Genomic DNA, 25,148 nt, shown 5'->3' with positions numbered 1-25,148 from the left:
GTTAACGGCATCTTTAATCTAAATTGAATGGCTTTATGATAAATAACTCTTGGCAGTTAATAAACCGCTGTAAATTTCTTCTATCTCTTTCGCGTGGTCAGATATGTTCTTTACCTGCGATATGTTTCTCTTTAGCTTATCTATTATATCCGGCTGAGACACCAATAATTGCATTTTATGATAGAGGCCTTCTATATCTCCGGGTTGAAACAATATCCCATCCACGCCGTCAGAAACCAATTCGGGTATTCCGCCGATTCTAGACGCAATCACGGGAGTCTTGGAAGCAAAGGCTTCCTGTATAACCAGGGGTGCATTTTCATTCCAGATGGAAGGAACCGCTAATACATCCAATTCTTTAAAAATTTTTTGGGACTCTGCATGCTTAAATTCTCCCATAAACCTTATTCTCTTATCCTTTGCTATTCTTTTTAAATACGGTAAATAATATTCAAAGCCGATATATTGTTTTAACTTCCCGTAAATCTTCAATTCTGCCTCGCCTTTAACTTTATGGAAAGCCTCAAGTAAAACATGAATCCCTTTTGCCGGCAGGAGAGTACCGATAAAACCAAACCTGAGTTTCCTGCTAGGAATTTTATCTGTTACCTCAAACAGTCCGGCATCCACTCCGGAGGACAATATTCTCATTCTTCTCTGCGAAATGCCAAACTCCATAAATCTATCCCTTGCGTACCTCGAAGGAACGATAAACATGTCTATCCTATCCAAGAGACCGCGAATTTTGTGGCGCCGTTCCTCGAGCCTAATCAAGGCGGCGTTATCGCCAGGCATCCTTGGTATGAATTGAAAGTATTTTCTTCTGAGATAATCGGAAAGAAACTTCGGGGTAATACTTCTAATAATAAGATAGGTCCTCTTGGCTGTTTTTTTGACAGCAAGTAAATCATTTAAACAAATTATGCATTCCTCATCGAACTTTCCATATTGAGCCTTTGTGCATGGACGGCAGTCTTTTTTTAAAAGGTGCCAGCCCGGACACATGAGCCAATAATCGTGTAGCGTAAAAACAACGGGTATCTTCCTTTTATTTATTTCCTGTATCATGCCCACCGATAAAAATATAAGGTGGTGAATATGCACTATATCTGGTTTGACCTTATCGAGAAAAAGCGCAAATTGAATGTCTATCTTCTTATTGGCATAATAATATTCGAATGACGTGCATTCTCTAAACGTATTATTCAGCAGACAGATGCTCACCTGATTGTGTTTCTTATCTGTAACCAGGTACTCCTCTTGCCTGATATCAGATTTTCTGGAGAATAAATAAACTTCGTGCTTTCCGGCCAGGCGCAGAGACAGCTCGTATGCATATATCTCCGTGCCCGCCTGAGTTAGAAAAGGCAAACTATGTACTACCTGCAATATCTTCATACGAGAGTCACCTTCGACGCTTAGAATTTTTTATACCTAAGTGCTGCCCTAGTACCCCCGTGAAGGAAAAAATAGGAATTAGGTGGATATTTGAAATGATATTCCTGGGGCACCCTCCTTCCTTAATAAGCTGGCATAAATCTCTTAGTGCATAAAAGAAAAATATTTTTGGCAATTTACGCAAACTCTCTGCTGTATTCATCCCAAAAATTGCGTGGAGGGCGCTATAATTTATAAGATTCCTTCTATACCATCCCCATGCTGAAAAATCGTGTGAATGATAAACCACGGATTCCGGCTTATAGATAACCTTAAAGCCGTTTTCTAAAACTGTTTTTGACCAGAGCAGGTCTTCGGCAAAGTCTGTTTTGGGAAAGGGATACTTTTTCCAGACTGCTTTCCTGATGCAGGAAGAGACGTTTTCAAAGTTACAGAATTTGTGTTTTTGGTTCGCAGATAGATTGTCGTAATCCCCCCGCGTTCTAATACAACTCTCTCTTCTCTCCCCGGAAGCTGCATAAAATCTTTGCGACCTCATGCGGGTAATTATGCTCGCATCGCGGTGAGGAATCTGTCTGGAATAAACCCCGGCTACCATGCTATCCTGTTTTAGTTCATCTACGAGCTTTTTCATCCAATAATTATCGCGGGGTACGGCATCCTGGGTAAGCAAAACTATAAACTCCCCTCGGCTTTTGGATATAAGATAATTACGCGTAAGCCCATGGTTGAATTTATGCTCGGGAATATGGTAGACCTCAACCGGATATTTTTTTATTATCTCTAGGCTGGTATCATTTGATCCCGAATCCACAATGATAACCTCAAATCCGACATCAATCTCCTGAGCAAATACGGAGTCCAATACCGTTGCGAGGCGCTTTTCTCCGTTTTTTACCGGCATAACCACTGATATCTCAATATCTCTCATGGCCTTTAGAACAAATCGGCTCCAACTCTTTTATCGCTCCCACAACTTCATTAAGGTCTATCCTGTCCATGCATGTGACGTTCTTATCGCATATATTCTTATAGCAAGGGGCGCATTCTGATTTTGTAATTATTTTGCGGCCGCGGTTATAGAGGTCTATCTCTTGGGGGCAGGTAGGACCGAACAACGCTATGGCTGCCTTATTAAGGGCGACGGCTATATGCAACGCCAGGGTATCAGCGCTGATAACGGCGGAACAAAGATTAACCAAAGAGCAGAATTCACGGATAGTATTTTCATGACCGCTATCTATTATTTTATGATCTGTCAATTTTTTTAATATGGTTCCATTAATATCTTTTTCAAGGGGGCCCCCTAATAATAATATCTTTATATTCGTATTCAACCGTTCATATAGCAAGCCTATTAATTCGACTATCCTCGCCGGCTTCAAACTTTTATTGGCGAAGATTTTCCCTGCCCCTGTATTTATCCCAATTATAAAATCGCTGCTACTGAGATTTTGTCTTTTAAAAAATTCCGCTGCAAAATCTAATTCCCGGGGGCCTAGTCTTAATTCGTATCGTTCATTATTATAAGGCAACCCGACCGCCTCAAACATAATCTCCTGATAAGTTTTTTTATTGATGGAAAACTTCAATTCATTATCTAAACCAAGCAGGAAAGAGTATTCGGCTTTTTTGTTAAAAGGGTAGATTTTCCCTTTTTCATTTAAGCCGTATCCGCACTTCGCTGCCGCTTTAACTAGTTCGGCCAGAGAGGCTGCCTCGGAAGCCTTATCCAAAGAAATAACCAGATCGAAGCTTTCAACCTGTAGCAAAGTTGCGGATTCTAACCCGTATGTAAGGATACGGTCTATATAAGGGCTTAATTCTAATAGCTCATTGGCAGGTTCTTTAGTAAGCCAGGTTACATAACTGTCCGGGAATTTCACTTTTAAAGCAGGCAATAAAGCTGTAGTCCTTAAAACATCTCCCGCAGAAGCTAGTTTTATAACCAGTATTCTTTTCCCCATTGGGCGATAGGAATCGCAACTATTACATACGGAGCTGAATTGACATGGCTTGGCACCATTGAAATAACAACAATCAAATTTTATCTCTCTGCCATTAAGCATCTTATATAAATCTATGGGGGGTGCCTTTTTCAACTTTAACTCTTATATTAAAATTAAGCTTCTAGGTTTAATCTTCTAAAAATATCTTCTTTGGCGCGAATGTCGCGAAAGGTAACGTGTGACTTTATATCGTTAACGTTTACCGGAGAAAACTTATAGCAATTTTTACATCTTTCATGTGACCTATTCTCGGTTAAACAATTGCGCAATTCCCTGTAATTTTCTCCATTCCATATCGCCCCAAAATCATCCATGTTAATATTGCCTATAGGTCTGCCGGAAAAACAGCAGGGGTGGATATTCCCTAACCCGTCTATAAAAACAGTGTTCCAGGGGTCTTGGCATACGCTTTCTCGCTGCATGCCGTCTGTTAGGCCAAACCGAGGAGGCAGATTTAAACGCATATTATATCTTTGAGCCCTCTTTTGCGCTTCATCAAATATCCGGTTAGTGTTCTGGGGCGAGAAAAAACATGACAACCCAATCTGCTCAGGCAAAAAAATAGTTATATAGTTACAAAATACCTCGTTTACCCCGCGCAATCCTGCAAAATCCACAAAATCAGGTAAATTTTCAATATTTAATGAGGTTACAAGGAACATCAAGACTATCCATAATTTTGAATGGCAACTGTTCTCGTTTCTTAGCAGAATCAAATTGTCCAGATTCATGACAATCTGCTCAAAAAAATCAGACTGCGTAAGCGACCTATGGATAAGCGCATCAGATGTATGTAAGGAGACCTGTACCGTATAATTTCCGATTATCATCTTGCTCGCCATGGCTTCCGACAAGGGGGTGCCGTTAGTGGTAAGAATCTTGTTTGCTTCGGGGAAATGCTCGTTAAGATAACCTAAGAAGTCCGCTGCCCCGGGCCATAATAGGAATTCTCCCCATCCCGTAAAACAGATATCCGTAGCATTTTCTAAAAACCGGCGTAATTTATTTTCGAAAATTTTTTTATAAATATCGCAGTTGAAATCGGGGTCTTGACCTCTCCCCAAGCAAAAAATACAACTCATATTACATTTATAAGTTGAGCATAAAATTATGTTGCTAGGACCGGATTGCAGAATGTCTTTTCGGGCAACATATTCTTTTTCGTTAAGCGCCTTGTTTTCTGATTGCCCGGACCTCATTATCGTTTAAATTTGTAATTCAATTCCGGCAACTGCATTTTTCACCCACAGTGATACTATTATTTTTCGGCCTACATTCGCATAGAGAACAGGGGTAGGGTTTGGTATCTTCTTCCAAGAATCTCCTGCGGAATTCCTGGGCTGCCTCGTTATTCCATACCTGGATTAAAGTTCTACCCCCGATTGCCCCGACAAGACTTTCATAACGCCCATCCCGGCAACAGATAACTACCCGGCCGTCCGCAAGAATAGTCGGATAAACCCAAGGAAAATCGCAAAACTGACGGCCGGCATCTTCGTCCTTCTTAAAAAAATTGTCTCTGCTATCCTTGCTTTGAAGGCCGACGACGGCGCTATAGATATCCGCGTGCGAAATCTTCAATTCGGGCCTGAGGTTAAAGATATCGGTCTTTAAAGCCACCTCATCCGCCCCTAACTCTTTGGCAAATTCTTCGACCTTCGGCGCTTCATGGAAGTTATGCTCAAATACGATAAATTGAAAAATCACCCTTGGTTTCAGCATATTCATCGATTTTTTCAAAGCGCAGATTCCCCTGATAGCTCTAAGCACCGTCTCTAAATCCCCGCCGATACGATACTTCTCATATACCTCTTGGGTGATACCGTCTACAGAAAACGACAAAATATCTAAACCTGAATTGATAATATCTTCTCTTTTCTTCTCAGTCTTAAAATAATGCCCGTTCGTATGCATCTCAATAATAACCTCTGGATTTATCTGCTTAAGGTAACGTATCATATCAACGGCGCGGGGATTCATGAAAGGCTCGCCGTAATTATAAAGTTCGGCATGGGTAAGATACCGTCCAGTCTCATCCGCAATCTTTTTAAAAAAATCAAATGACATCAAAACAGGAGCCGCATTGTTAATCTCCCACTGCGGACATCTGCTGAAAGCCTCTTTTGAAGACGTACATCTTAAATTGCAGGCATTAGATATTTCCACGCGCAAACGATAGGGGTATCCACCGACTATTAGTTCTTTCCTGACAAATGAGGAGTCAACGCTTAAAATGTTCTCTGATTTAGTCGTTTTATCGTCGATAATGTGTACCAGCTCATTCCCGCATTCACAGGAATTCGCTTCACAAGGTTGCGGTTCTTTCAAAAGGCTAAAATCATCAGTTAGAATATTGCCCATCGGTTTAATAGCATGCGCACAACGGAAAATGTCACCATCCGGATGAACCCTTATATATGCCTGCCCGGCACTGCACAATTTGCCTTTAGTAGGAGCTTTTTCCAACTGGTATTTTTTCATCTTAGGGTCATCTGCAGAGAGCATGCCTACAAGACGCCTCTCCTCATCAGTATATCCCTGGGGATACAGAATCCCATTGTACACCCCAGAAAACGGAGAAACCACCAAGCCAAATCTATCGTTTTCTAATTCTTTCTTAATATCTAAGGCTTTTTTCAATAGGGGAGGATAGCCTACGCATGTCGGCGTAGCATCAAATCCCTTCTCTCTTAAGCGTCTTAATTTACTCTTAAAAATTCCTAAATCGGCAAACAAGGGGTGCAAACTCGGATGAATAGCCACTCTTTGAGGAAATACTGTATTAACAAATATCTCGGTTTCCCATGATAAATTGGTCACAATCGTCAGCGCGTGTCTCTTGGACAGCTCGGCGACTATCTTCATAAAGCCGGGATAGATAAACGGCTCTCCGCCGGATATACAGATATTTACACTCCCGTATCTATCATAAACTCTGTCCCAGCATTCAATCCATTTCTCAGCTGGTACATGCTTATAGCTTATCCTGCGGTCTGCCCAACTCTCGTAGAAAAAACAATAGGGACACCTATAATTACACCTATAAAAAATCTCCCAAGCCGCATGCAATCTATTGTTCAGGGGGCCGCGTTTCATTTTTCAGAATTCATATTCTCCCTATCTTTTTTGCTTCTCTCTTGAGTAGCAATAGCAGCGCTCAATATCTCAACCAGATTGTCCGCCATATACTCGTGACCTTTATAATTAACGTGCGACTTAGTCATAACCTTATCCCATTCTTCATAGCCAACTTTATCCTTGAAATACCCGTAATGATTTACATAGACTGCATTTATCCTTGAAGATATTCTGCCGAGGGCATCGTTGACAGCTCTAAACTGCATACTATTATAAGGATAATTCTCTACAACCATTATTATGCCTTCCTGGTCGCACAGGTCTTTCAAATCCGTCAGATTCTCTTCCAGGATTTTCAAATGAAGAGACCGACTGGTTCTATCCTTCTTTATATCTATTTTCTCGCTAATCAAATTAAGTTTGAGCATGTTTTTATTTTTTAAATAATTTAAGGTTTTTTCTATGTCGCCTCCAAAGGAATGCCGCGTTGCTTTATAAAGATCATTGTAATCAGTCGTATTTTCCTTATAGTTATTTATTAAATATAATCTTGCTTTTTCTGGATCCCTGGTAGCATTAAAAATTTTATGGTAACCAAGAAGGTATTCATTGTCGGGCAGGGGAATCTTGATTTCCTGGGATTTATAAAATATATTGTACGAAATCAAGTTATATAACTTTGCGATCTTCAATTTTTTAAAAAAGTTGGCGGACTGTTCGGCAAAACTAGTGTTTTCCAGCTCATTATAATTAATTATCCCGTTTCTAATGCGCTTGCGGGCGGTTATAATATCTTGGGTATTCCATCCGTTATTTGCCCCTGTCAAAACCACCAATATATCGGGTTTTATATTGCGATAGTTGTCTAAAAACTGATGTATTGCCTGCGATGAATTCGTGCTGCCTAAGGCAAAATTATATACCTGGATGCTTTTAACAGGGTAAAGGCGGTTCAATTCTTGCGTCACCAGCATTACATATCCCGGCCCCGGGGCTGCGTCAGCCCCCTGCGTCCAGGAATCCCCTATAAACATTATGCGTAAAGAATCGTCCTTTAGCGCTTCCGGGTTTTTAATTGTATATTTTAATCTTAGATATGCTGTCCCGGTTATCTGCAGTGCCGCTTCTAAAATTATTAAAAAAACTGCTGCGCTAATAAACCCTTTTAATACATAACCCGATACTGTCTTGATAACCAAGAATTTATTTCCTGGGTTACTATGCCGTTTCATGAGATTGCTATAGAAAATTCACGTGCTCCCTGTTTTGTTTTATATTCCACAGTATCTGATTAAAAGTATTATCGCGGCATAAAGGAATGCAGTCCTTAAAATCAATCCTTTTGGCTACCGTTTTTCTCCTCTTGGAATTCCAGATTTTCTTAAAAGAATCTTTTTTCAGGTCTCCGATACAGTATTTTTTGTATCCGCGGGTGTGGCAACAAAGATACATCTTGGCATCCGCAGCTACTACCGTCGCGAATTGATGCCCGTAACATTTCCGATAATGCCTGCCGAAACGCGGGTCGTGGGCCATATCATATTTGTGTTTGGAATAAAGCACCTGGAAACCATTTCCGGAATATCTTAGGCACTTTTTTATATTGGCCTGCACGTCTAACCAATGATACCCAAATTTTCCACCTCTATGGATCTGCATCGGCCTAAACTGCAGGTAATCAACGCCCATCCTTTTACTCAATGCCGCCGCCTTCTCCATATCGGTAGTCGTATAATCACAGGTAAGAAAACCGACGCCTACGGTGCATCTGTTTTTCATTTTTCTCTTGAGACCTGTCAAAACCCCGATATTATCAACGACCTTACGGAACTCACTATCATTCATGCCGTGGGTAGACTGGAACGCCCGCGGCGAGCCGGCATCCAGAGATACCCTAATCCAAGTGCAGCTCTCTAATAAAGCCCCTGCTATCTTTTGATTTAAGAGCGCGCCGTTGGTGATAAAGCCTACGTCTAACCCGCTAGCCTTCGCCAATTCCACGGCCGATAAGGTATGGGGGTTGCAAAGCGGCTCTCCGCCTCCCGTGAATATCAACCCCCTCACCTTGGCTCTCGCTAATTGTCTAATGATGGATTTAGCGGTAACGCCTGAAAGCGCGCTTTTATCGGCGACTCTGAAATAGTTAACTACGCACTCGGGGCACTTATGGTTGCATAAATTTGTCATGTCCAGCTCAACGGTAACCGGCGGGGGATTAAGTCCCTCGAGCCATTCATTAACGCGATCCAGATGCTTTAATATTTTATCGGAGCTAAACTGCCGGACATCGGTTTCCATAGTCGCTTCTCTTGTTCTATTTCTTCAATAACCTGATTTTAATAATATTGTAAAGTCTATAAAAGAGAAGAAATAAACTATAGGATGCTAAATATATGAATACGAGAACATGAAGAATGAGTCTGGGTATAAATAAAAATAAATTTATAAACCGGCTGTTTCGAGATCTATATTTAGCTATATCCTGTCCTTCCCTGAATGTTAAAAACTCCCAAGGGTTCCTGAATCTCAAAAGATACCATTCGTTCCATCTATTATATAAAAAGAGCTGTGCATTCATGAACAATAACGCAACTATTATCGGCGTCTTGTCCAAAGACATTACAACCACAAAATCGTAACCCCTTCTGCTTAGGATTAACAACTTAATGGCTAAACTATATCTTTGCGGCCTAATCCATTTTCCCGGAAAGACAGCTTTGATATCTGGAAAATTTTCTTGAAGATAGCCTCTTCTATGTTCAAAAGAAAGGATTGCGACCTCGGAAGCCGGAATGCGCCTCTGTGTTTCCGCTACAACGCTGCGCAGGTGCTCCTGCGGGTAATAACCGTTATCCACAATAAGAACGGAGCGCCTCAAGATTTTATTTTGTTCATCGGTCAGGATCACAAAGACCCTTCCAAGTCCGCTTAGCATTTTACTCATTCAGTCTGTCCTTTGATTAACCTCGCATCACGTCTCGACTAACAAGCCGGCCCATTCATTGCAGGGACAAAAGTCTGAATCGCACGGCATGGGCTTATCCAGCAACTGAAAGTTACCCGCAAACAGGTTCCCCAATGATTGGGATTTATGGGAACCACATCTATACGCAGACCCGTCGGCTTTTAGATTTACGTAAATTTGCCCGGCACGGCATATTTTTCTCTTTACCTCTTTAGGACGCAATTGATATTTTTCCTCCCCTCGCTCTCCCAAAAAAGGCTCGATAATATTTATTTCTTCCTGGCTGTATCCTTCAGGATACCTGACACCCCTATATTCCCCCCAGAAGGTTATTACCGAGAAGTCTATCCCGCAATAAGCGAATTTCTCCCTGTAATACGGAATGAGAGGGATTTGAGGCGGATATGCCAAATAGAGCGCAAAGGTTTTTATCCCATGCTCTTTAAGCGCCAGTAAGTTCCTGATAAAAACGCGCAGGTCTGCGAATAGGGGGTGCAGCGTCCCTGCGATGCGCACCATTTCGGGGTTTATCCCGCCTAGAGAGCTTGATAGATCAGTTGACAGATTAGAGGTAATCTCTATGAAATGCATTTTGGAAAGCTCTCTGATTATCTCGTTAAAATCAGGATAGATAAACGGCTCGCCTCCGATTATATCAATCCATAAGGAACCGTGTTTTCTATGCATGTCGGTCCAGATATCTATCAGCTTTTTAAATGGTAGGTATTTATTTTTATTTTTTAAAAACGTCCCGTCCGCCGCATACCAACAATACGGACAACGATAATTACAGGCATAATGTATATCCCAAGAGAATGTAATCCGTTTGTTATTCAGTTTTTCCATTAATATCCTAGCGCTTATGAGGTATAACCCAATGGGTTGACCACTGCCCTTCATCCGATACAAGCATACATCGCCAGCAAGGACACTGCTCTGACTCACAAGCCAGGGGTTCCTCCGATAACTTAAACGTCCCATCGATTATGTTGCCCAACTCACTAGCCGGGGTGCCGCAACACCTATGCACCAATCCATTAGGACGGATCTTTCCGTACATTTGCCCCATGCGGCATAATTTTCCTTTGGTCTTGTTCTTTTGTTCACCCATATTCCAATCTATTGTTTTTTTATTGACTTCGTCGGCCGCCACATACCCCTCATTTATAACCATCATTTCGCGCTCAGTATATCCCCCGGGAAATACCCTCCCTTCAAATTGCCCCGTGAACGGCAAAATTGAAAAATGCATCCCCGCTCTCTCTATTTCAAGTTTATATCCCGGCATGTCTTTTAGTAAGGCGGGATAAGCTACGTAATTTACCCACACTTCAAACCCGTTTCTTTTTAACCTTAAGGCTTTGTCTAAGAATGAACCGAAATCAGCAAATTCGGGATGAAAACTTACGCCTATCCGCGCTCTGTCCGGACTAACATTTTGTATAAAAGGCTCGATGTCCCAATAAAAGTTAGTTGAAAATTCCAAGGTATGTATTTTAGAAAGCTGTATTACTAAATCCATGGCTCCGGGATAAATAAACGGCTCGCCTCCCGATAACTGTATCTGGCACCTGCCGTACCTTTCATAAATATCTCCCCAAATAGCTAACCATTTATCAATCGGCAGGTATCGCGCCTCAATAAAGCCTCCCTGCCCCGGCTTTGGGGCATTACAATATGTGCACCTGTAGTTGCATCTATAATGGATATCCCAAGTAAAAAATACGCGGTGGGGAGGAATTGATTCTCTCGGGATGGTCTCCTTGATATTAAGAGACGACTCCAAGTTACCACCTCCCTCAATGGAATTACCTTCTTTCCGATGCTTTTGATATTCCCAATTCTTAAGCCAGACCTCTTCTTCTCCTACTATCATAGCCTTCCAACACGGGCAAGGGTTAATTTCGCACGCCTGGGGTTTATCCAACAATTGCAAGCCACCATTAAATATATTACCCAATTTGGGGCTACCTGATGCGCAACAGCGGAATACATCGCCATTATTGTCGATCTTGGCATACATCTGGCCCATGCGGCAAATGCGAGCGTGGATTCTCCCGATATCCATCTTTGATTCGTATATCTGCTTATTAGCATCTTTGTGCAAAGAAAGGCCGGCCTGCTCTTTAAGTAACATTTTTTCCTCATCTGTATATGACTCCGGATACCTTAGGCCGTTGAATGCGCCGCTAAAAAGCTGAATGATGAATTGTATTCCATTATTCTCTATGGTCTCTCTATAATATTTTAGTTGCGCCAAAAATGGAGGATATGCTACAAAGGTAACCGAAATATCGAACCCGCTATTTTTTAAAAATAGGACCTTCTTTAGAAATTCGTGGATATCAATGAACTGCGGATGAAAACTGCTTGATAAAAGCAGGCCCTCCGGACACAGTCGTTCCTTTAAATTATTTACATCCGCAGAGAGATTGGTCGAGACTTCCAGGGTATGATACTCTGAAAGCACCCGAAGAAACTGGATAAAATCCGGGCAAACAAAAGGCTCCCCTCCTGAAAATCTTATATGACAACTTCCGTAGCTCTCATATATCCCGCAGCTTATCTCCTTCATTTTTCCCATAGACAGGCGGGGCAGAGATTCAGTCGTTAATGGCTTATGAATTGAACAGTACAAACAATTATAATTGCACTGATGAGTAACCTCCCAGTTTAAAAATACCCTCTTGGGAAATATGTTTTTTCTGAAATACTTAGACGTCTCATTCATGATGGCTACCCGGGGCTCGAGTTTTCTTTAGATTAAATTAACGTATTCATTGCACGGGCAAAACTCCGCTTCGCAGGCCTTTGGCGAATCAAAGAGATTAAAATCTTCATCCGTAATATTTCCTATGAACTTATCTGCTAACTGACCGCATCTTACTACATAACCATCCCCTTGAACAATTGCGTAGGTATACCCCGCATTGCAGAGTTTTCCGCGGGGGGTTTCGGCGCCCAGATGATAAACAATCCTGTCGATGTCTCCTAAAAACGGACGTATAAAATCCAACTCCTGTGGAGTGTAGCTCTGCGGGTATCTCTTGCCTTCAAATTCACCCCAGAAAGCGGCAAGGGCAAAGTTAATCCCCGCTTCCTCAAAACGCCTTCTAAAAATATCTATCTGCCCCATTTGAGGAGGATAGGCCAAATAACATACGCCGGCCCGGAAACCCGCCTTTTTTAAAAGAAGGGTCTTTTCTATAAAACTTCCTATTTCAGAAAAGAGCGGATGGAAATTCAGGTCTAACGTTACTCTGCTGGGGGCTATCTGCTTAACAAAGGTATCGATATCACCTGACATATTCGTGGTAATCTTTATCCTGTGTATCAAAGACAGTATTTTTATTATCTCGATAAAATTCGGATAAAGAAACGGTTCCCCGCCGGTAATAGCGATATCTGCTTCTCCATAGCGATTGCGAACCTTTAACCAGTGCTTAAGCCATTCGTCGGGGGAAAGAAGAAGATACCGCCTGCCTTCGCTTATCCATTTTTTATAAAACCAGCAGTAAGGACAGCGGAAATTGCACTTATAATGGATATCCCAGGTAAACCGTAAAGGAACGCTATTTTCGACCACTAAAAGTTATCCCCCCAATAAACATCTATTTCTGACGCCTCCCTGCCTCTACGTATGACATGGGAGCGAAAATCATTAACCGCCGCCGGATTTGCCCTAAAACAATACTTAAAACAATCGCTGGTGCCATTAATTAAAGACTCCCTTAACCTGCGGTAATGCTGCCCGTTCCAAATCTCATGGAAATGTTTGGCATTTTTGAGATTGCCTCGGAAGTCTTCCGAGGCATCACATGGCAAAACATTACCGTCGATATCAAACATTACCTGCGTCCACGGCTCGCGGCAGATATCTAATTTGGGATATTCCTTCTGTTTAAACCTGGGGGGGAGCTCAAGTTGTACCTTTAGACTCCTTGCTAAATCTTCGGCTTCATCCAGCACGCTGTTGGTAATATCCTGTTTAAAAAAACATGAGAGATACTTCTGGGCAGGTACATATATATAGTTATAATAACATACGACCTTATCGACTCCCAGGTTGGAAGCCAACCTGACGAAGTTAGGAAGGTCCTCGATGTTCAAGGTTGTAGCTACAAAGGTAAGGTGGACGGCTGGCCTCTCCTTGTCTTTCCTGATATCAAGTAAATACTTCAATTGACCTAATATCTTATAAAAATTATCCATCCGGGTAAGGGTTTTGTGCAGCTTGTGATTGGAAGCGTGTAAAGAAAAATGAATTGTATACCTGCTTTTACTATCTACGATTTTTTTAGCTATGCTGGGGAGGAGACCCGAGCCGTTGGTCGCAAACATCTTCTCTATATGCGGAAAATTTTCATCGAAATAATCCAATATTTTTTCTGCCTCGGGCAAAAGAAGAAATTCGCCTGAACCCGTTAAAACAATCTTTTCCGCTATATAAAACAAAAAGTAGAAATTTTCAACAAAACCTTTCTTAAATTCCTCCAAGTCAAACATCTTGTAATTATCGCCGCGGGAGCAAAATACGCAACTTGAATTGCATGGTCCGGAGGCTTGAATGAACAAAACCCTTGGCCAGGAATTAAGGCTACTCTCATTATTATGATATTCCGTCTCGGTGAGCTGTTTATTGTCCCGCTGTTCGGCTATCGCTAAAGCAAAGCTTTTTTCTCTGCCAATCTTTTCTACCTGTTGATTTGACACTAAGGCGAGGGCAGAACATTTGGAGCCTATCTTATTGACAACTATCTGCAATTCGGAGAATAACCTCGCTCCGAGAATTTTTTCTCTTTCTTCTTCTTGTAATCCATAAAAATATTTTTCAATTTTTCCCACAACGAACTCGTTATCGGGCTCTGATTTATAATAGTTCAGGCAGCACTGAAGCATGTTCTTTATGTCTTTTTTCTGTTCGTAGTAATGCAGCAGATTAAACCAGCGGTCTAGCTCTACGGATGTCTGTACGCCGCTGGCTACTTCGATCCCCAAGGAAGATGCGAGATTGCAGAATTCCTCGCATCGCCTCAGTCGCTCGGGGTAGGTATTTTGGCTGTCGAGCGACTCCCAATATAAATGATTGGGCGGATTGGGCTTGATACCGAATTCTTCTAAATGCGCGTGTAAATAACTGTCTTCCTCCAGGGCGCAAAAGGTGCGGCTGGGATAAGCCCTATCCAGATACCTGGCATTTCTCTTGAGAAAACCAAGCGTCTGCCCGAAATCTTCTTCGCTCTCTCCGGGGAAACCAAACATAAAATTAGCGGTCACTACTATGCCGGCCTCATGGGTAGCCTTGATTACGATATCGGCATCTTCTATCCTGTATCGTTTTTTCATTAAATTCAATACCTTCTGCGACCCTGATTCGATGCCATAGATGAGATGCTTACAGCCTGCCGCCTTCATCTTGTTTAATAACGCAGGGGTCATCTCGGGCCTGATAATAGCATTAGCTGCCCAACATATCCTCCCCTTTAACTCAGAACCAATCATCAGGTCGCAGAATGAATTAAGCTCTTCTATATCTCCGTTAAACATCAAATCCAAGAAGTCAATATGCCTAACCTCGTCATTATTTTTATAGTGGAAGTGTATTTCATCAAAAATCCTCTTAGCGCTCATCCTGCGGTAGCCGGCCCAGAATGTCCGGGAACTGCAGAATACGCATTGTTGCCAACAACCGCGACTGGATAGAAATGCGACGTGGCCTTTATCGTCATAGTTGGATAGCGGCAATTGGGAAAAATCCAGAAACGGTAGATCATCCAAATCTCCGATTAAAGGCCGTTCGGGGTTAACCCGTATGCCTTTATTTTTAAAAGCTATCCCGCGGCAGGCATCTAAGTGTTCTTTATTTTCTATGAGCCTTGCCAATTCAGATAATGTTACTTCTCCTTCTCCGCATGCTACGATATCTACGGATGCGTCGCTTAATATTACTTTTATAAAATTCCTGTCAAAAAATAGGGTACCTCCGAATATTATAATGATACCCTTGTTGCGTTTCTTGATTGACCGCGCTAATTCCAGACTGGACAGTTTTGAAGCTGCCGTTACAGAAAAACAAACCACGCCATATCCGCCGTCAACAATCTGTTCTACGTATTTATTTATTGTGTCTTTGTTATCGGCAAGAAATTTTGATACGCACTCCTGATTGTACCAAAAAAGAGATTGTTCCCAGGCCCAGGTATTCTTATAATTTTCCTGGCGGCTAAGATATAGCTCGATATTCAAATCCAGAGCGCATATCTCATGTCCGTCTTTCTTCAGACAGGCGGAAAGCTGGGCTAAGGCGAGCGGCGGATCATAGGTGCCCCATACCGGGCATTGAATAAGTGCGATTTTCATAATATTGCTTCTGTATCAAAACCGGGGTTATTTAGATAAACGGCGTGTCCTTTATTTATTATCATCGCGATTAAATAACGAGTGGCAAGAAAGTATATCTATATTGATTAGTCCTGAGTGCCTGCATCCGTGGCATATATTTGCGTTATCTCTACCGCATCCGCCTCTCTTGCCGATAAACCTTCTTGCCCTGATATACTTTTCGTTATTCCAGAGTTCTTTAAACGGCTGCTTCAGTATGTTTGCGAAATCGTATTTTTCGTCTTCAACAGAACAGCATGGCGAAACGGATCCGTTGGAATTTATTACTATTGCTTCCCACGGCCAATTACAGAATTCTTCGTTGGCAGACTTGAAATAGCCGGAGGTATACTGGTCATCGCCAATCTCGCTATTTTTGTAATGACTGTAGTGCTCATTAAGTGGTATCCAATCTTTATTACCGATAAACGCCTTGGTGATCGATACGTCGTCAACCCCCAGGTCCCTGCCTATGGATTTCGCTTTTTCGGTCTCGTGCTCATTGTGCCTGAAGACAAGAAACTGCCAGCAGATATACGGATTTGCTTTGCGGAGCTCTCTTTTTTTCTCAATCAATAACCTGAGGTTATTTAACGCGACGTTAAAATCCCCTCCTATCCTGTATTTCGAATATGACCCCTGAGTTGCCCCGTCAATCGAGACGATTATCTTATCCAGCCCCGATGATACGATGTCCTCGGCGTCCTCTTCGCTGAAAACGTTAAGGTTTGAGTCTATCTTTGTGTCGATACCATACCCCTTGGCGCATCTTATCATCTTATAGATGTCTTTATTCAAAAGGGGCTCCCCCCAGTTGCAGAAATCTATATGGATTAAATACGGGCCTAGCTCATCTATTATCTTTTCAAAACTATCGAAGGAAAGCTTGGTTTTTTCCCTAGAGCCGCGATTCTGTCCGGTAGGGCAAAAAGGGCACCTAAGGGTGCAAAAATTTGCGGGATCAATGGTCAACCAGTAAGGATGGGATTCCAATTCTTCCCTGCGCTCCTGTTTCTCTTTTTCCATTGCAAGGAAGTTGCGTAATTTCCCCGCCAGGCCAAAGCGACTAAGCGCATCCCTGATTTTCTGTTGCATCCCGCTAAGCTCTCCGGCAACTTCTGCCGGGTAGATCTGCAGTTCAGCCCGCTGGGCAGCGCCAGGAGCTCCCTCCGGATCTTTGACGCATAGCTCTAATTTCGCAGAGACCGTATTGTTGCTGGATTCTCTTTCCATAGATTTAAGAAAGCACTCTTTGGCCATGGGATAGTCTTTCTTGAAAAGGTAATAATCCCCCAAGAGCGCCCATTTGTCGGGTTTCAACCTTAGTACGCCCGATGTCTCCGGAAGCCCCAAAGACAGGGCTAGACTACAAAATTCCTCATACCTTCTGAATCTCTCCGGATAATCGTTGCCGTCTGTCTCCCAATACAGATGATGATCGGGATTCCTGATGCCGAATTCCTCGGCATGGTTGTAAAGGTATGTGCCTTTGTCTAAAACGCAGAACGATTGGCTTGCTAGAACCGAATCAATGTTCTCCCTGTTTCTTTTAAGGAATTCCAGTGTTTCCTTAAAATCTTCCAATGTCTCAGTGGGAATGCCGAACATAAAATTAACCTGGGTGCCAATCCCTGCCTGATGGGTATCCCTTAATACCCTTTCGGCATCCGCAATAAAGAAGTGCTTATTCATGCTGTCCACTACTCTCTGCGAGCCGCTTTCAATGCCATATCCCAACCATTCGCAACCGGCCTTTCTCATTTTTCCTAAAAGTTCCGCGCTCATCTCTGGCCTTATTACCGCCTGACCGGCCCATCTTACCACCAGACTATTCTGTATTACCAAATCACAAAACCTGTTTAATGATTTTATATTCCCGTTTAAGAGTGAACCGATAAAATAAAAATATTCCGTTCCGGGAAAACGCCTTATCTGATAAGCAACCTCTTCGAATATTCTCTCTCCGCTCATGGAACGATAATTTTGCCAAAACTGCCATTCGCTGCAGAAATGGCAACGAGTAATGCATCCCCGGCTGTCAAATATCTCTAGGCGTTCGGGCTGACGATAATGACCGGCCATAATATCTTTTCTGAAATCGCTATAATCTGGAAAGGGGATAAGATCAAGATCTCTCACTGCAATCCCGTCGCCGCAATCAAAAATCTTCCCTTCTTTTTTAAGTAAGGCGCCCGGGCAATTTTCTACCTTGCCGTCCAGTTCTACCATATTCACTAACTCTAATAATGTTGTGTCTCCTTCGCCAAGCGCTACGACATCTACGCAATCCTCTTTTATTATCTCTGAGCCCCGTAAATGGCGGCAGCAGTCCGGACCTCCAAAAACAATAATTCTATCCCTGGATTTAGCCTTAATCCTGCGAGCTACCTCTAAACTGACAAGCAGAGAACTAAACTGAACGCTAAAACCGATGATTTTGGCGCCGCTGTCTAAAATATGTTTTACTTGAAATTCCACCATCCTCTCGTTGTCCCGGATAAACTCTGTAATGAGGGACTTGTTGCTCCAAAAGGAATAGAGATCCTTGTCATCCCACATCCTCCTGTACTTGTCAGGTCCGCTACAATAAAGTGCGTTATTGATATCGTAACTGAAAACACGATGTTCATTTTGACGCAGATATGCTGCAAAAAGCGCCAGCGTATAAGGAGGGCAATCCCTGCCCCAGCCCGGGCATTGCACAAGAGCAACTTTCATAATTTATACCCTTTCAAGATCTTTAAAAGCCCTCCGGGGCGGAAGTTTATGTGCGAACGGATGTCGTTTATATTTTCTGCGCGGTATCTCTGGCAATGTTTGCACCATTTATGGGGCGGCCCCTCTACCAAGGACTTGCGCAACTGCCTATAACTTGAGCCGTTCCAGATAGTCTGAAAGTCCATCCTGTCCAAATAGCCGAAGTGACTGCCTGCATAACAACACGGCAGGACCGAAGATTCATTCTCCACATAGATGTATTTCCAGGGTTCGGCGCACAGGAGGCTCCCTGTTCCTTGACTACCCCGGCCGAATCTCGGAGGCAGTTTCAAAATCAAATCCAACTTAGCAGCGCGTTCTTCGGCCTCCTCCAGGCTCCGGTTGGTTAACTCTTGTTTAAAGAAACATGAAAGCTTTAGCTGGGAGTGATGGAATGCCGTCATATAATTACATCGCACCTCGTCTACCCTCAGGCGATGGGCAAACTCCACAAAATCCGCAAGATTCTCCACATTCAGGCTGTTGATAAGAAAAACCAGAATCACGCTGGGGCGCTCTTTTGACTTACGCATAGAGATTATTTGTCTTATTCTGGCTACAATCTCGTCAAAGGAGTCTAATTTCGTCAAGGCCCTGTGGAGCTCTCTATGAGAGGCGTGAAGAGATATCTGCACTGCGGATTGGCTCTGGGTAAGTAAATTTAATATCTTATCATTGGCTAAAGGCGCTCCGTTTGTAGTATATATCTTATTAGCCCATGGAATTTTTTTATTTACATAATCCATGAATTCCTCTACCCGCGGCATTAAAAACAACTCTCCGAAACCGCAGAAGCTCACATAGCTTGCTCTTGATAAAACGTTTTCCAGTCTCGGCTCAAAAAATTCCCTATATCTCTCAAGCGAGAAAATCCGGGGTTTTCCGCCTAAACAAAAAACGCATTTCCCATTGCAGGCGTAATGCGTCCCTATACCGATACCCTCGGGAGAAGACTCTAGGGCTATCTTGCCTGTTGCATATTCAAAGTCATTCAGAAGCAAATTTTTATTGCGGGCGGCGATAGGATAGGATGCCTCCTGCGCTCTTTTGGTTGCGGTGTTTATGATATTCCGCTTAAGCTCCGCAATCCGCTTTGATCTCTTTTCTTGGGCTTCAACCATATCCTTAAGGATTAATTGCTCAAGACCTTATCCAATACCGGGAAAAGAATGCAAACCAGCCAGCAATGGCAATTCCCGCTGGAAATAAATCTCCTTAGTTGCTCCGCCTTATCGCAGGTCCAGAGATAATCAAACTTATTCTCTCTTAGATTCCCGACAGAATTATCTTTATGGGTTGGGCAGAAAAATAAGTCTCCGTAAGGATTCAGCATCGCGAATCTATAACCGGCAACGCATTTCTTAAAAAACCTCTGGGGGTTAATCTGATATTTGACAAGGTGCGACCAGAAATAAAGCTGAGCCATCAGCCCTTTATCCTGCATGCCTTTAACGCCGCAGATGGCATTGTTACCCATCTTATCGGATATCCCTTCCATTATGCGTCCGATTTCTTTTTCTGCGAGACTCAGCTCCTGGGGCGTCCAGTTAAACTCCTGTCTTGATGACTTGGGAACGACAAATTGAGCAAAGAAATTTACGCCTTCGTCGTCAGCAAACTGTTTTGCCGGCACAAGCTGGTCTACGTTATACGGAGTAAGGGTAAAGGTCAACGATAAATCCACCCCCGGCAACTCTTTTTTGCAGCGGCTGATTGTTTGGCAAAGACGCAAAAATGCGCCGTCGGCCCCCCGGATTTTATCATGGGTTTTTCCTATTCCGTCCAGAGAACTTCCCAGCCATAGAGATCTGGGAGAAAACCTGTCCAAGACCTCCTTGGATTTTTCTACTATCGTGTCGGTTGCCATTCCATTGGTTAATATGCCGATTGAGCCGTCTGGAAATTTTCTGGTGAAAAAACCGCAGAGCTCTGCTATATCGTTTCGCATGAACGGCTCCCCTCCAGAGAGCACGACGGTTTTTGTTTTCTGCAAGAGACGGGATTCATCTACGAACTTCCTAATCTCTGCAAGAGAAAGTTCCTTGCCCGGAGATGACGGCATTCTTTTGTTATAATCCCATAGGTCGCACATAATACACTTGCTGTTACAGCTATATGTCAATTCTATGTGCAATTCTTCTGGGCCGTCAGAGACCATTCCCAGATCGCCTTCTGTCTGCGCTATCTTTTGCTCAATGAAATTATTCGTGTAATTTACGACTTCTTCGGTTGCACCTTGAGACAAACAGGAGAAGATATCCTTTTGGAAAAATGATAGCCCCCTATATACACCATCGAGCTTATCCGCGCTTCCTTTCCAATCATATCTATCTTGAACCAGGCGCTTAGCGTTGGCTACGATCCGCTCTCTCAGGGGTGGGTCGCTTAAAAGGCGAATCACCTGTCTTGCGAATTCTTTCGGTTTCTCCGCAAGCAGAATATCCTTTTCCGGCCTAGCATCGATACCGGAGGACCCGTTCCTGGTAGAAACCACCGGCACCCCGCAAGCCATCGCCTCCAGCACTTTTCCTTTTATCCCCGCACTTATGCGTATGGCATTCACAAAAACGGCGGCTTCCTCCAGGTAAGGCTTAACATCAGGCACCTCTCCTATAAGCCTTACGCTGTCTTCCTTGGCGATGGCCTCTACAGCTGGCGTCGGATTCGAACCTACAATCAGCAGTTGAACGTCCGGAACGCTTTTTTTGATGATCGGGAGTATCTTCTTCGAAAAATAAAGCACAGCGTCCTCGTTGGGATAATGAAGATAGTGCCCTACGAATATCAATTTATTTATTTTTCCCGCAGACCGTCTGGAAGAAAAATGCCCCAGATCTACCCCGGTCGGTATCAGGGTAATGGCGCTCTTGGGAAAAAGCCCCCTCAGCACGGCATCATCCTCTCTTGAGAGGCTAATGACCCTGTCTGTTTTTTTAATCTGTCGGTGGTGGAAATTAACCTTTTTTAAATGGTCAACAAAGGACTTCGCCGGGTTGCCTTTATTCTTATAATAAGATTTGCGCAGCGAAAGGATGCTTATATCGTGCTCGGTATAAACTATAGGGGCGGACTTGACATAGTCAACCAGGTATAATAATTCATTTGTTTCTATGTGTATAATATCCGCTGCTTTCGTATCTTCAAGCTCCTTGAGCTTCTCCACCAGCTCCCGGCTATAGCTATAGGCTATTTTATACAACTCCGGGTAAAATAAACGTGAGGAAAAATTCAAATCCAGAGGGGATTTTGCCAATACCGTATAAACCTCGCTAAACAATTCTTTGATTTTTGGTATATACGCCAATTCGTCCTTATGGTCAATGAGACTGAGGAGTATAAAATTATATTTTTCAGACAGCGATTTAACTAGGTTATGGATTCTTATCTTGCCGCCCGCATTAAGCGGATATGGCAGAAACCGTGAAACCAATAGCACCGTCGGCTTGCTTTCGCTAAGATGCCGGGAGCCTCTATTTATGAAATTATTATAATAAAGCGTGATGCTGTTAAAAATTTTTCTATCTTGCGGATGTACGACAAACCTCCTTTCTAAAATGCGATGCAGTAGGGTTTGAGGCAGATGGTTCAAGGCCCATAAAAATCCTCTCAGGAAATTCATTCTGTTAAGATAGAGGTGCCAGGGAAGAAAATTAAAATGTTCCTTTAAAATGCGGCTATCGGTAATATTCTTCCAGGTGAAAAGAAGTTCGTTTTTTATCTCCTTGGGGCGCTCATAGGTCAGGGTTGCCCGTCCTTTATGATAGAGGATGCTGCCCGGTTCATAGATAACCTTCAACCCTCTCTTCCAGGCACGGTAACCTATATCTATATCCTCCCAACAGTTCGGTCTGTAGATATTGTCAAACCCCCCAAGCCACATAAAATCGGACTTGCGAAACACCGCCGCACCGCCGATAGCAAATACGGAAGGTGCGGGCTGCCGCAGCCTGTCGCCATTGCCTGTTTCGGACTCATTCCATAATCTTACGTAGCCGTCCTTAAAATTGCCCATGTGCATCCCCCAGGCAAAGGTCTCTCTATCCCAGGCGTAGAGTTTGGGGGTAGCCGCAAACACATCCTGCCTCTTGAAATGCCTGACCAAAGGCTCCAGGAATCCCTTGGTCAGAATAATATCATTATTCAGCAATACCACCAGCTCGTTGCTCGCCGCTTTAATGCCTCTGTTGCAACTGAAACCAAAACCCCTGTTCCTCTTATTTATCAGCAGCTTTACCTGCGGGAAGTGTTCCTTGATATAGGCAACGCTACCGTCTGTGCTGGCATCGTCCACTACCAGGACTTCGCTTTTCCCTTCATTAATCCCTTCAGCCGCAAACAAAGAAGGTAAACATTCTTTAAGCAACTCTGTGCCATTGTAATTCGGGATTACTACGCTTATTTTAATCTTTCCCGCGTCTTTGTTTTGAATGCCTCTCCTCCGGGGAAGGATATTTTTCAACAGCGGCCTCAGTATAAGCCATGCCGCATATTCAAAAACAAAAGATGCTGCTAAAAAAACAAATAAAGGCACTAAGGTCAAAGTAACGGCGAACCAGATCGCCTTCCCTAATCTTATCTTCATTGCCTTGATGCCCTTCCTCGCATTCCATATAGTTGTCCAGAAGGGGCGCAATATTAAACGGAAGCCTTCAGAGTTATAAATTCCGTCCAACTCTCTTCTTAACTGGCCTATCTGTTGTTCTTTTTCAATGCGGAGCTGCCCGATCTGCGCGTCTTTTCCAATAATCTGGCTGTCTTTGATAAGGACCTCATCCATCCTCCGGCGTAACTGATTCAGAATATTACTCAATTCTTCTTTATAACAATCCAGTTCGTGTTCCTTCTCCTTAACGATTTTTTCTTTCTCAATCTGCAATTGCTGTATTCGAGAATCTTTTTCAAGCAACTGCGCCTGATTCTCCTCCAGATTAACCAGCCTAGCAGCAAGGTTTTCCGCCAGACGGGATAATTCATCTTTAAGCGCTCCGTTTTCCGCCTCTTTTTCAATAAGTTGCCCCCCCCTAGACAGGGTCTCTTCGGCTCTCCGTGCAAGCTCATCCTTTACGCCTTTTAACTGGTCTCTTAGGGCGCCGAGCTCTGCCAGTTTCTCAATCAGCTGTCCGTCTCCAGAGAGCGCCTCTTCGGTTTTCTTCTCAAGCTCATCCTTTACGCCTTTTAACTGGTCTCTTAGGGACTGTGATTGGGATTCTTTCTGATCTGCAAGAGAAGCAACGCGCTTAATTTCGTCTTTTAAGGAAAGCGCCTCTTGTTCTTTCCGTTTCACGATATCCGTAATTTGGCTATTCAAAGAACGCGCCTCGGCCTCTTTTTGCCCTACGATATAATTGACATGCTCAATTTCGTCTTTTAGGGAGAGTATTACTTTGTTTTTTTCTTCTTCGTTTTTACGCAATGCCTTCGTTAATATGTCGTTTTCGTAATTGACAATTTTACTTACCTCTCCAAATAAGTCTGAGATTGCCTTCCTGGCTACGTCTAGGGGGTGGGTCTTTATAAGCTTCATAATTATGTCGGGGAACAAAGAATATATCCTGCCGCAAGAGTCAACCGAACCTTCTGCCGTAAAATAACCGCTGCCCACCAAGGAACTGGTGAGCTTCTCGGGATAATGTTTGGCCAAAAATAACAGCCGGTTTCTCTCTATATAATAACGCGCTAATTCCTCTGTAGCTGTGCCGTGGAACCTGTGGTAAACAACGCTATCGGGGACAAAGATAAGTTTATAACCAAGCTGCCTCAGCCTAAAAGATATATCTACGTCTTCTCCGTATATAACAAAATCCTCATCGAAAAACCCGACCCGCGAGACAGCCTCTTTTCTATACAAGACTGCCGCCCCGCATAAGCTGGGTACCTCATCAATATTATTATAGCTATCTCTATGCTTTCCGGCCCCCCTTTCCCCCCAGTAAAAATTAGGTAATTCACAATGGCTGGCGTTTTGCAATGTGCCGTTCCAATGCAGTATCTTGCTTCCGGCCGCAGCAATCTTTTTATCGCTGGAGATGACCCTTATCAACTCTCCTAGCCAGTCCTTGTCTAATTTAGTATCGTTGTTGGCTATCGCAATATATCCTGAACGGGCTGCCTTTATTCCTAAGTTAACGGCTTTGCAGTAGTTATTAGTACCGTTTTGGATTATTCTTACCCTGGGGTATCTCTTTCTCACAAACTCTACCGAGCCGTCTTCCGATACGTTATCAATTAAAATTATCTCTAATTTATTCTTGGGATAGCGCAGCCTTGCTATGGAATTAAAAAAATCCCCGAGGTATCTCCTGCCGTTAAAATTTACGGTTATGATGCTAACTTTTGGATAACGATTCTTCATTGCTGCCCTCCGGATGTAATTTATAGTTACGGTAATTTATATTTCCAGCCGTGCTCTAAATAAACCGTCCCGTGGTCATCGCCCGCAAAAGACATCTGAAACGTAGAAGCCCTGTGTTTATAAAATACCGGCTCTGCTATTCTGTTTTTTAAAAGACCTATCGAGAGGTAATACTTACCGCTCAGAAGCGGAAATCTGGGATAAACGA

The 25,148-nt window shown here is 43.1% G+C and carries 16 protein-coding genes; all 16 read right to left on the bottom strand.

All coding sequences use genetic code 11. The features are described 5' to 3' along the window. Positions 1-33: 33 nt before the first annotated feature. Positions 34-1,398 (bottom strand): glycosyltransferase family 4 protein, encoded by a 1,365-nt coding sequence (locus tag WC441_04585; protein ID MFA5163760.1) that lies wholly within the window; start codon positions 1,396-1,398, stop codon positions 34-36. Positions 1,399-1,405: 7 nt separating this feature from the next. After that, positions 1,406-2,329, bottom strand: coding sequence for a glycosyltransferase family 2 protein (locus tag WC441_04580; protein ID MFA5163759.1), 924 nt, complete (start codon positions 2,327-2,329; stop codon positions 1,406-1,408). Then, positions 2,316-3,500: a glycosyltransferase family 9 protein gene (locus WC441_04575; GenBank protein ID MFA5163758.1), complete on the bottom strand. Its 1,185-nt coding sequence runs from the start codon at positions 3,498-3,500 to the stop codon at positions 2,316-2,318. The genes WC441_04580 and WC441_04575 overlap by 14 nt, the downstream gene beginning before the upstream one ends. A gap of 20 nt (positions 3,501-3,520) precedes the next feature. Beyond that, a complete protein-coding gene (locus WC441_04570) occupies positions 3,521-4,606 on the bottom strand; it encodes a radical SAM protein (GenBank protein ID MFA5163757.1) in 1,086 nt (361 codons plus the stop codon). Between the two features lie 19 nt (positions 4,607-4,625). Then, on the bottom strand, positions 4,626-6,503 hold the full coding sequence (locus tag WC441_04565) for a radical SAM protein (protein MFA5163756.1): 1,878 nt from the start codon (positions 6,501-6,503) through the stop codon (positions 4,626-4,628). Further along, on the bottom strand, positions 6,500-7,717 hold the full coding sequence (locus WC441_04560; GenBank protein MFA5163755.1) for an SGNH/GDSL hydrolase family protein: 1,218 nt from the start codon (positions 7,715-7,717) through the stop codon (positions 6,500-6,502). The genes WC441_04565 and WC441_04560 overlap by 4 nt, the downstream gene beginning before the upstream one ends. 7 nt (positions 7,718-7,724) lie before the next feature. Beyond that, complete coding sequence (locus WC441_04555; GenBank protein ID MFA5163754.1) at positions 7,725-8,783, bottom strand: radical SAM protein; 1,059 nt, start codon at positions 8,781-8,783, stop codon at positions 7,725-7,727. A 16-nt stretch (positions 8,784-8,799) separates the two neighbouring features. Beyond that, positions 8,800-9,429, bottom strand: coding sequence for a hypothetical protein (locus WC441_04550; protein ID MFA5163753.1), 630 nt, complete (start codon positions 9,427-9,429; stop codon positions 8,800-8,802). A gap of 27 nt (positions 9,430-9,456) precedes the next feature. Then, the gene (locus WC441_04545) at positions 9,457-10,296 is read right to left on the bottom strand and encodes a radical SAM protein (GenBank protein ID MFA5163752.1); all 840 of its coding nucleotides are present in this window, start codon (positions 10,294-10,296) and stop codon (positions 9,457-9,459) included. Between the two features lie 7 nt (positions 10,297-10,303). Next, positions 10,304-12,034, bottom strand: coding sequence for a radical SAM protein (locus tag WC441_04540; protein ID MFA5163751.1), 1,731 nt, complete (start codon positions 12,032-12,034; stop codon positions 10,304-10,306). 174 nt (positions 12,035-12,208) lie between these two features. After that, positions 12,209-13,036, bottom strand: a complete 828-nt coding sequence (locus WC441_04535; protein ID MFA5163750.1) for a radical SAM protein — start codon at positions 13,034-13,036, stop codon at positions 12,209-12,211. After that, entirely contained in the window at positions 13,036-15,810 is a 2,775-nt protein-coding gene (locus WC441_04530; GenBank protein MFA5163749.1) for a radical SAM protein, read from the bottom strand. The genes WC441_04535 and WC441_04530 overlap by 1 nt, the downstream gene beginning before the upstream one ends. 51 nt (positions 15,811-15,861) lie before the next feature. After that, the gene (locus WC441_04525; protein MFA5163748.1) at positions 15,862-18,549 is read right to left on the bottom strand and encodes a radical SAM protein; all 2,688 of its coding nucleotides are present in this window, start codon (positions 18,547-18,549) and stop codon (positions 15,862-15,864) included. Next, positions 18,546-19,709, bottom strand: coding sequence for a radical SAM protein (locus WC441_04520; GenBank protein ID MFA5163747.1), 1,164 nt, complete (start codon positions 19,707-19,709; stop codon positions 18,546-18,548). Before WC441_04520 ends, WC441_04525 begins: the two co-directional genes overlap by 4 nt. Before the next feature lie 11 nt (positions 19,710-19,720). Beyond that, complete coding sequence (locus WC441_04515; GenBank protein ID MFA5163746.1) at positions 19,721-24,940, bottom strand: glycosyltransferase; 5,220 nt, start codon at positions 24,938-24,940, stop codon at positions 19,721-19,723. Positions 24,941-24,966: 26 nt separating this feature from the next. Next, a partial coding sequence (locus WC441_04510; protein ID MFA5163745.1) for a hypothetical protein occupies positions 24,967-25,148 on the bottom strand: 182 nt, incomplete at its 5' end.

The sequence above is a fragment of the Patescibacteria group bacterium genome (assembly GCA_041651355.1).
Classification (GTDB): Bacteria; Patescibacteriota; Patescibacteriia; order Patescibacteriales; family UBA12465; genus JAPLVX01.
This window is presented reverse-complemented; position numbering and strand designations above follow the sequence as displayed.

Excerpts from the sequence above, each read along its gene's own strand:
- WC441_04555 (MFA5163754.1), bottom strand. The coding sequence starts at position 8,783 with ATGGAAACCGATGTCCGGCAGTTTAGCTCCGATAAAATATTAAAGCAT.
- WC441_04565 (MFA5163756.1), bottom strand. The coding sequence starts at position 6,503 with ATGAAACGCGGCCCCCTGAACAATAGATTGCATGCGGCTTGGGAGATT.
- WC441_04520 (MFA5163747.1), bottom strand. The coding sequence starts at position 19,709 with ATGGTTGAAGCCCAAGAAAAGAGATCAAAGCGGATTGCGGAGCTTAAG.
- WC441_04560 (MFA5163755.1), bottom strand. The coding sequence starts at position 7,717 with ATGAAACGGCATAGTAACCCAGGAAATAAATTCTTGGTTATCAAGACA.
- WC441_04570 (MFA5163757.1), bottom strand. The coding sequence starts at position 4,606 with ATGAGGTCCGGGCAATCAGAAAACAAGGCGCTTAACGAAAAAGAATAT.
- WC441_04585 (MFA5163760.1), bottom strand. The coding sequence starts at position 1,398 with ATGAAGATATTGCAGGTAGTACATAGTTTGCCTTTTCTAACTCAGGCG.
- WC441_04530 (MFA5163749.1), bottom strand. The coding sequence starts at position 15,810 with ATGAAAATCGCACTTATTCAATGCCCGGTATGGGGCACCTATGATCCG.
- WC441_04545 (MFA5163752.1), bottom strand. The coding sequence starts at position 10,296 with ATGGAAAAACTGAATAACAAACGGATTACATTCTCTTGGGATATACAT.
- WC441_04580 (MFA5163759.1), bottom strand. The coding sequence starts at position 2,329 with ATGAGAGATATTGAGATATCAGTGGTTATGCCGGTAAAAAACGGAGAA.
- WC441_04515 (MFA5163746.1), bottom strand. The coding sequence starts at position 24,940 with ATGAAGAATCGTTATCCAAAAGTTAGCATCATAACCGTAAATTTTAAC.
- WC441_04540 (MFA5163751.1), bottom strand. The coding sequence starts at position 12,034 with ATGGGAAAAATGAAGGAGATAAGCTGCGGGATATATGAGAGCTACGGA.
- WC441_04550 (MFA5163753.1), bottom strand. The coding sequence starts at position 9,429 with ATGAGTAAAATGCTAAGCGGACTTGGAAGGGTCTTTGTGATCCTGACC.
- WC441_04525 (MFA5163748.1), bottom strand. The coding sequence starts at position 18,549 with ATGAAAGTTGCTCTTGTGCAATGCCCGGGCTGGGGCAGGGATTGCCCT.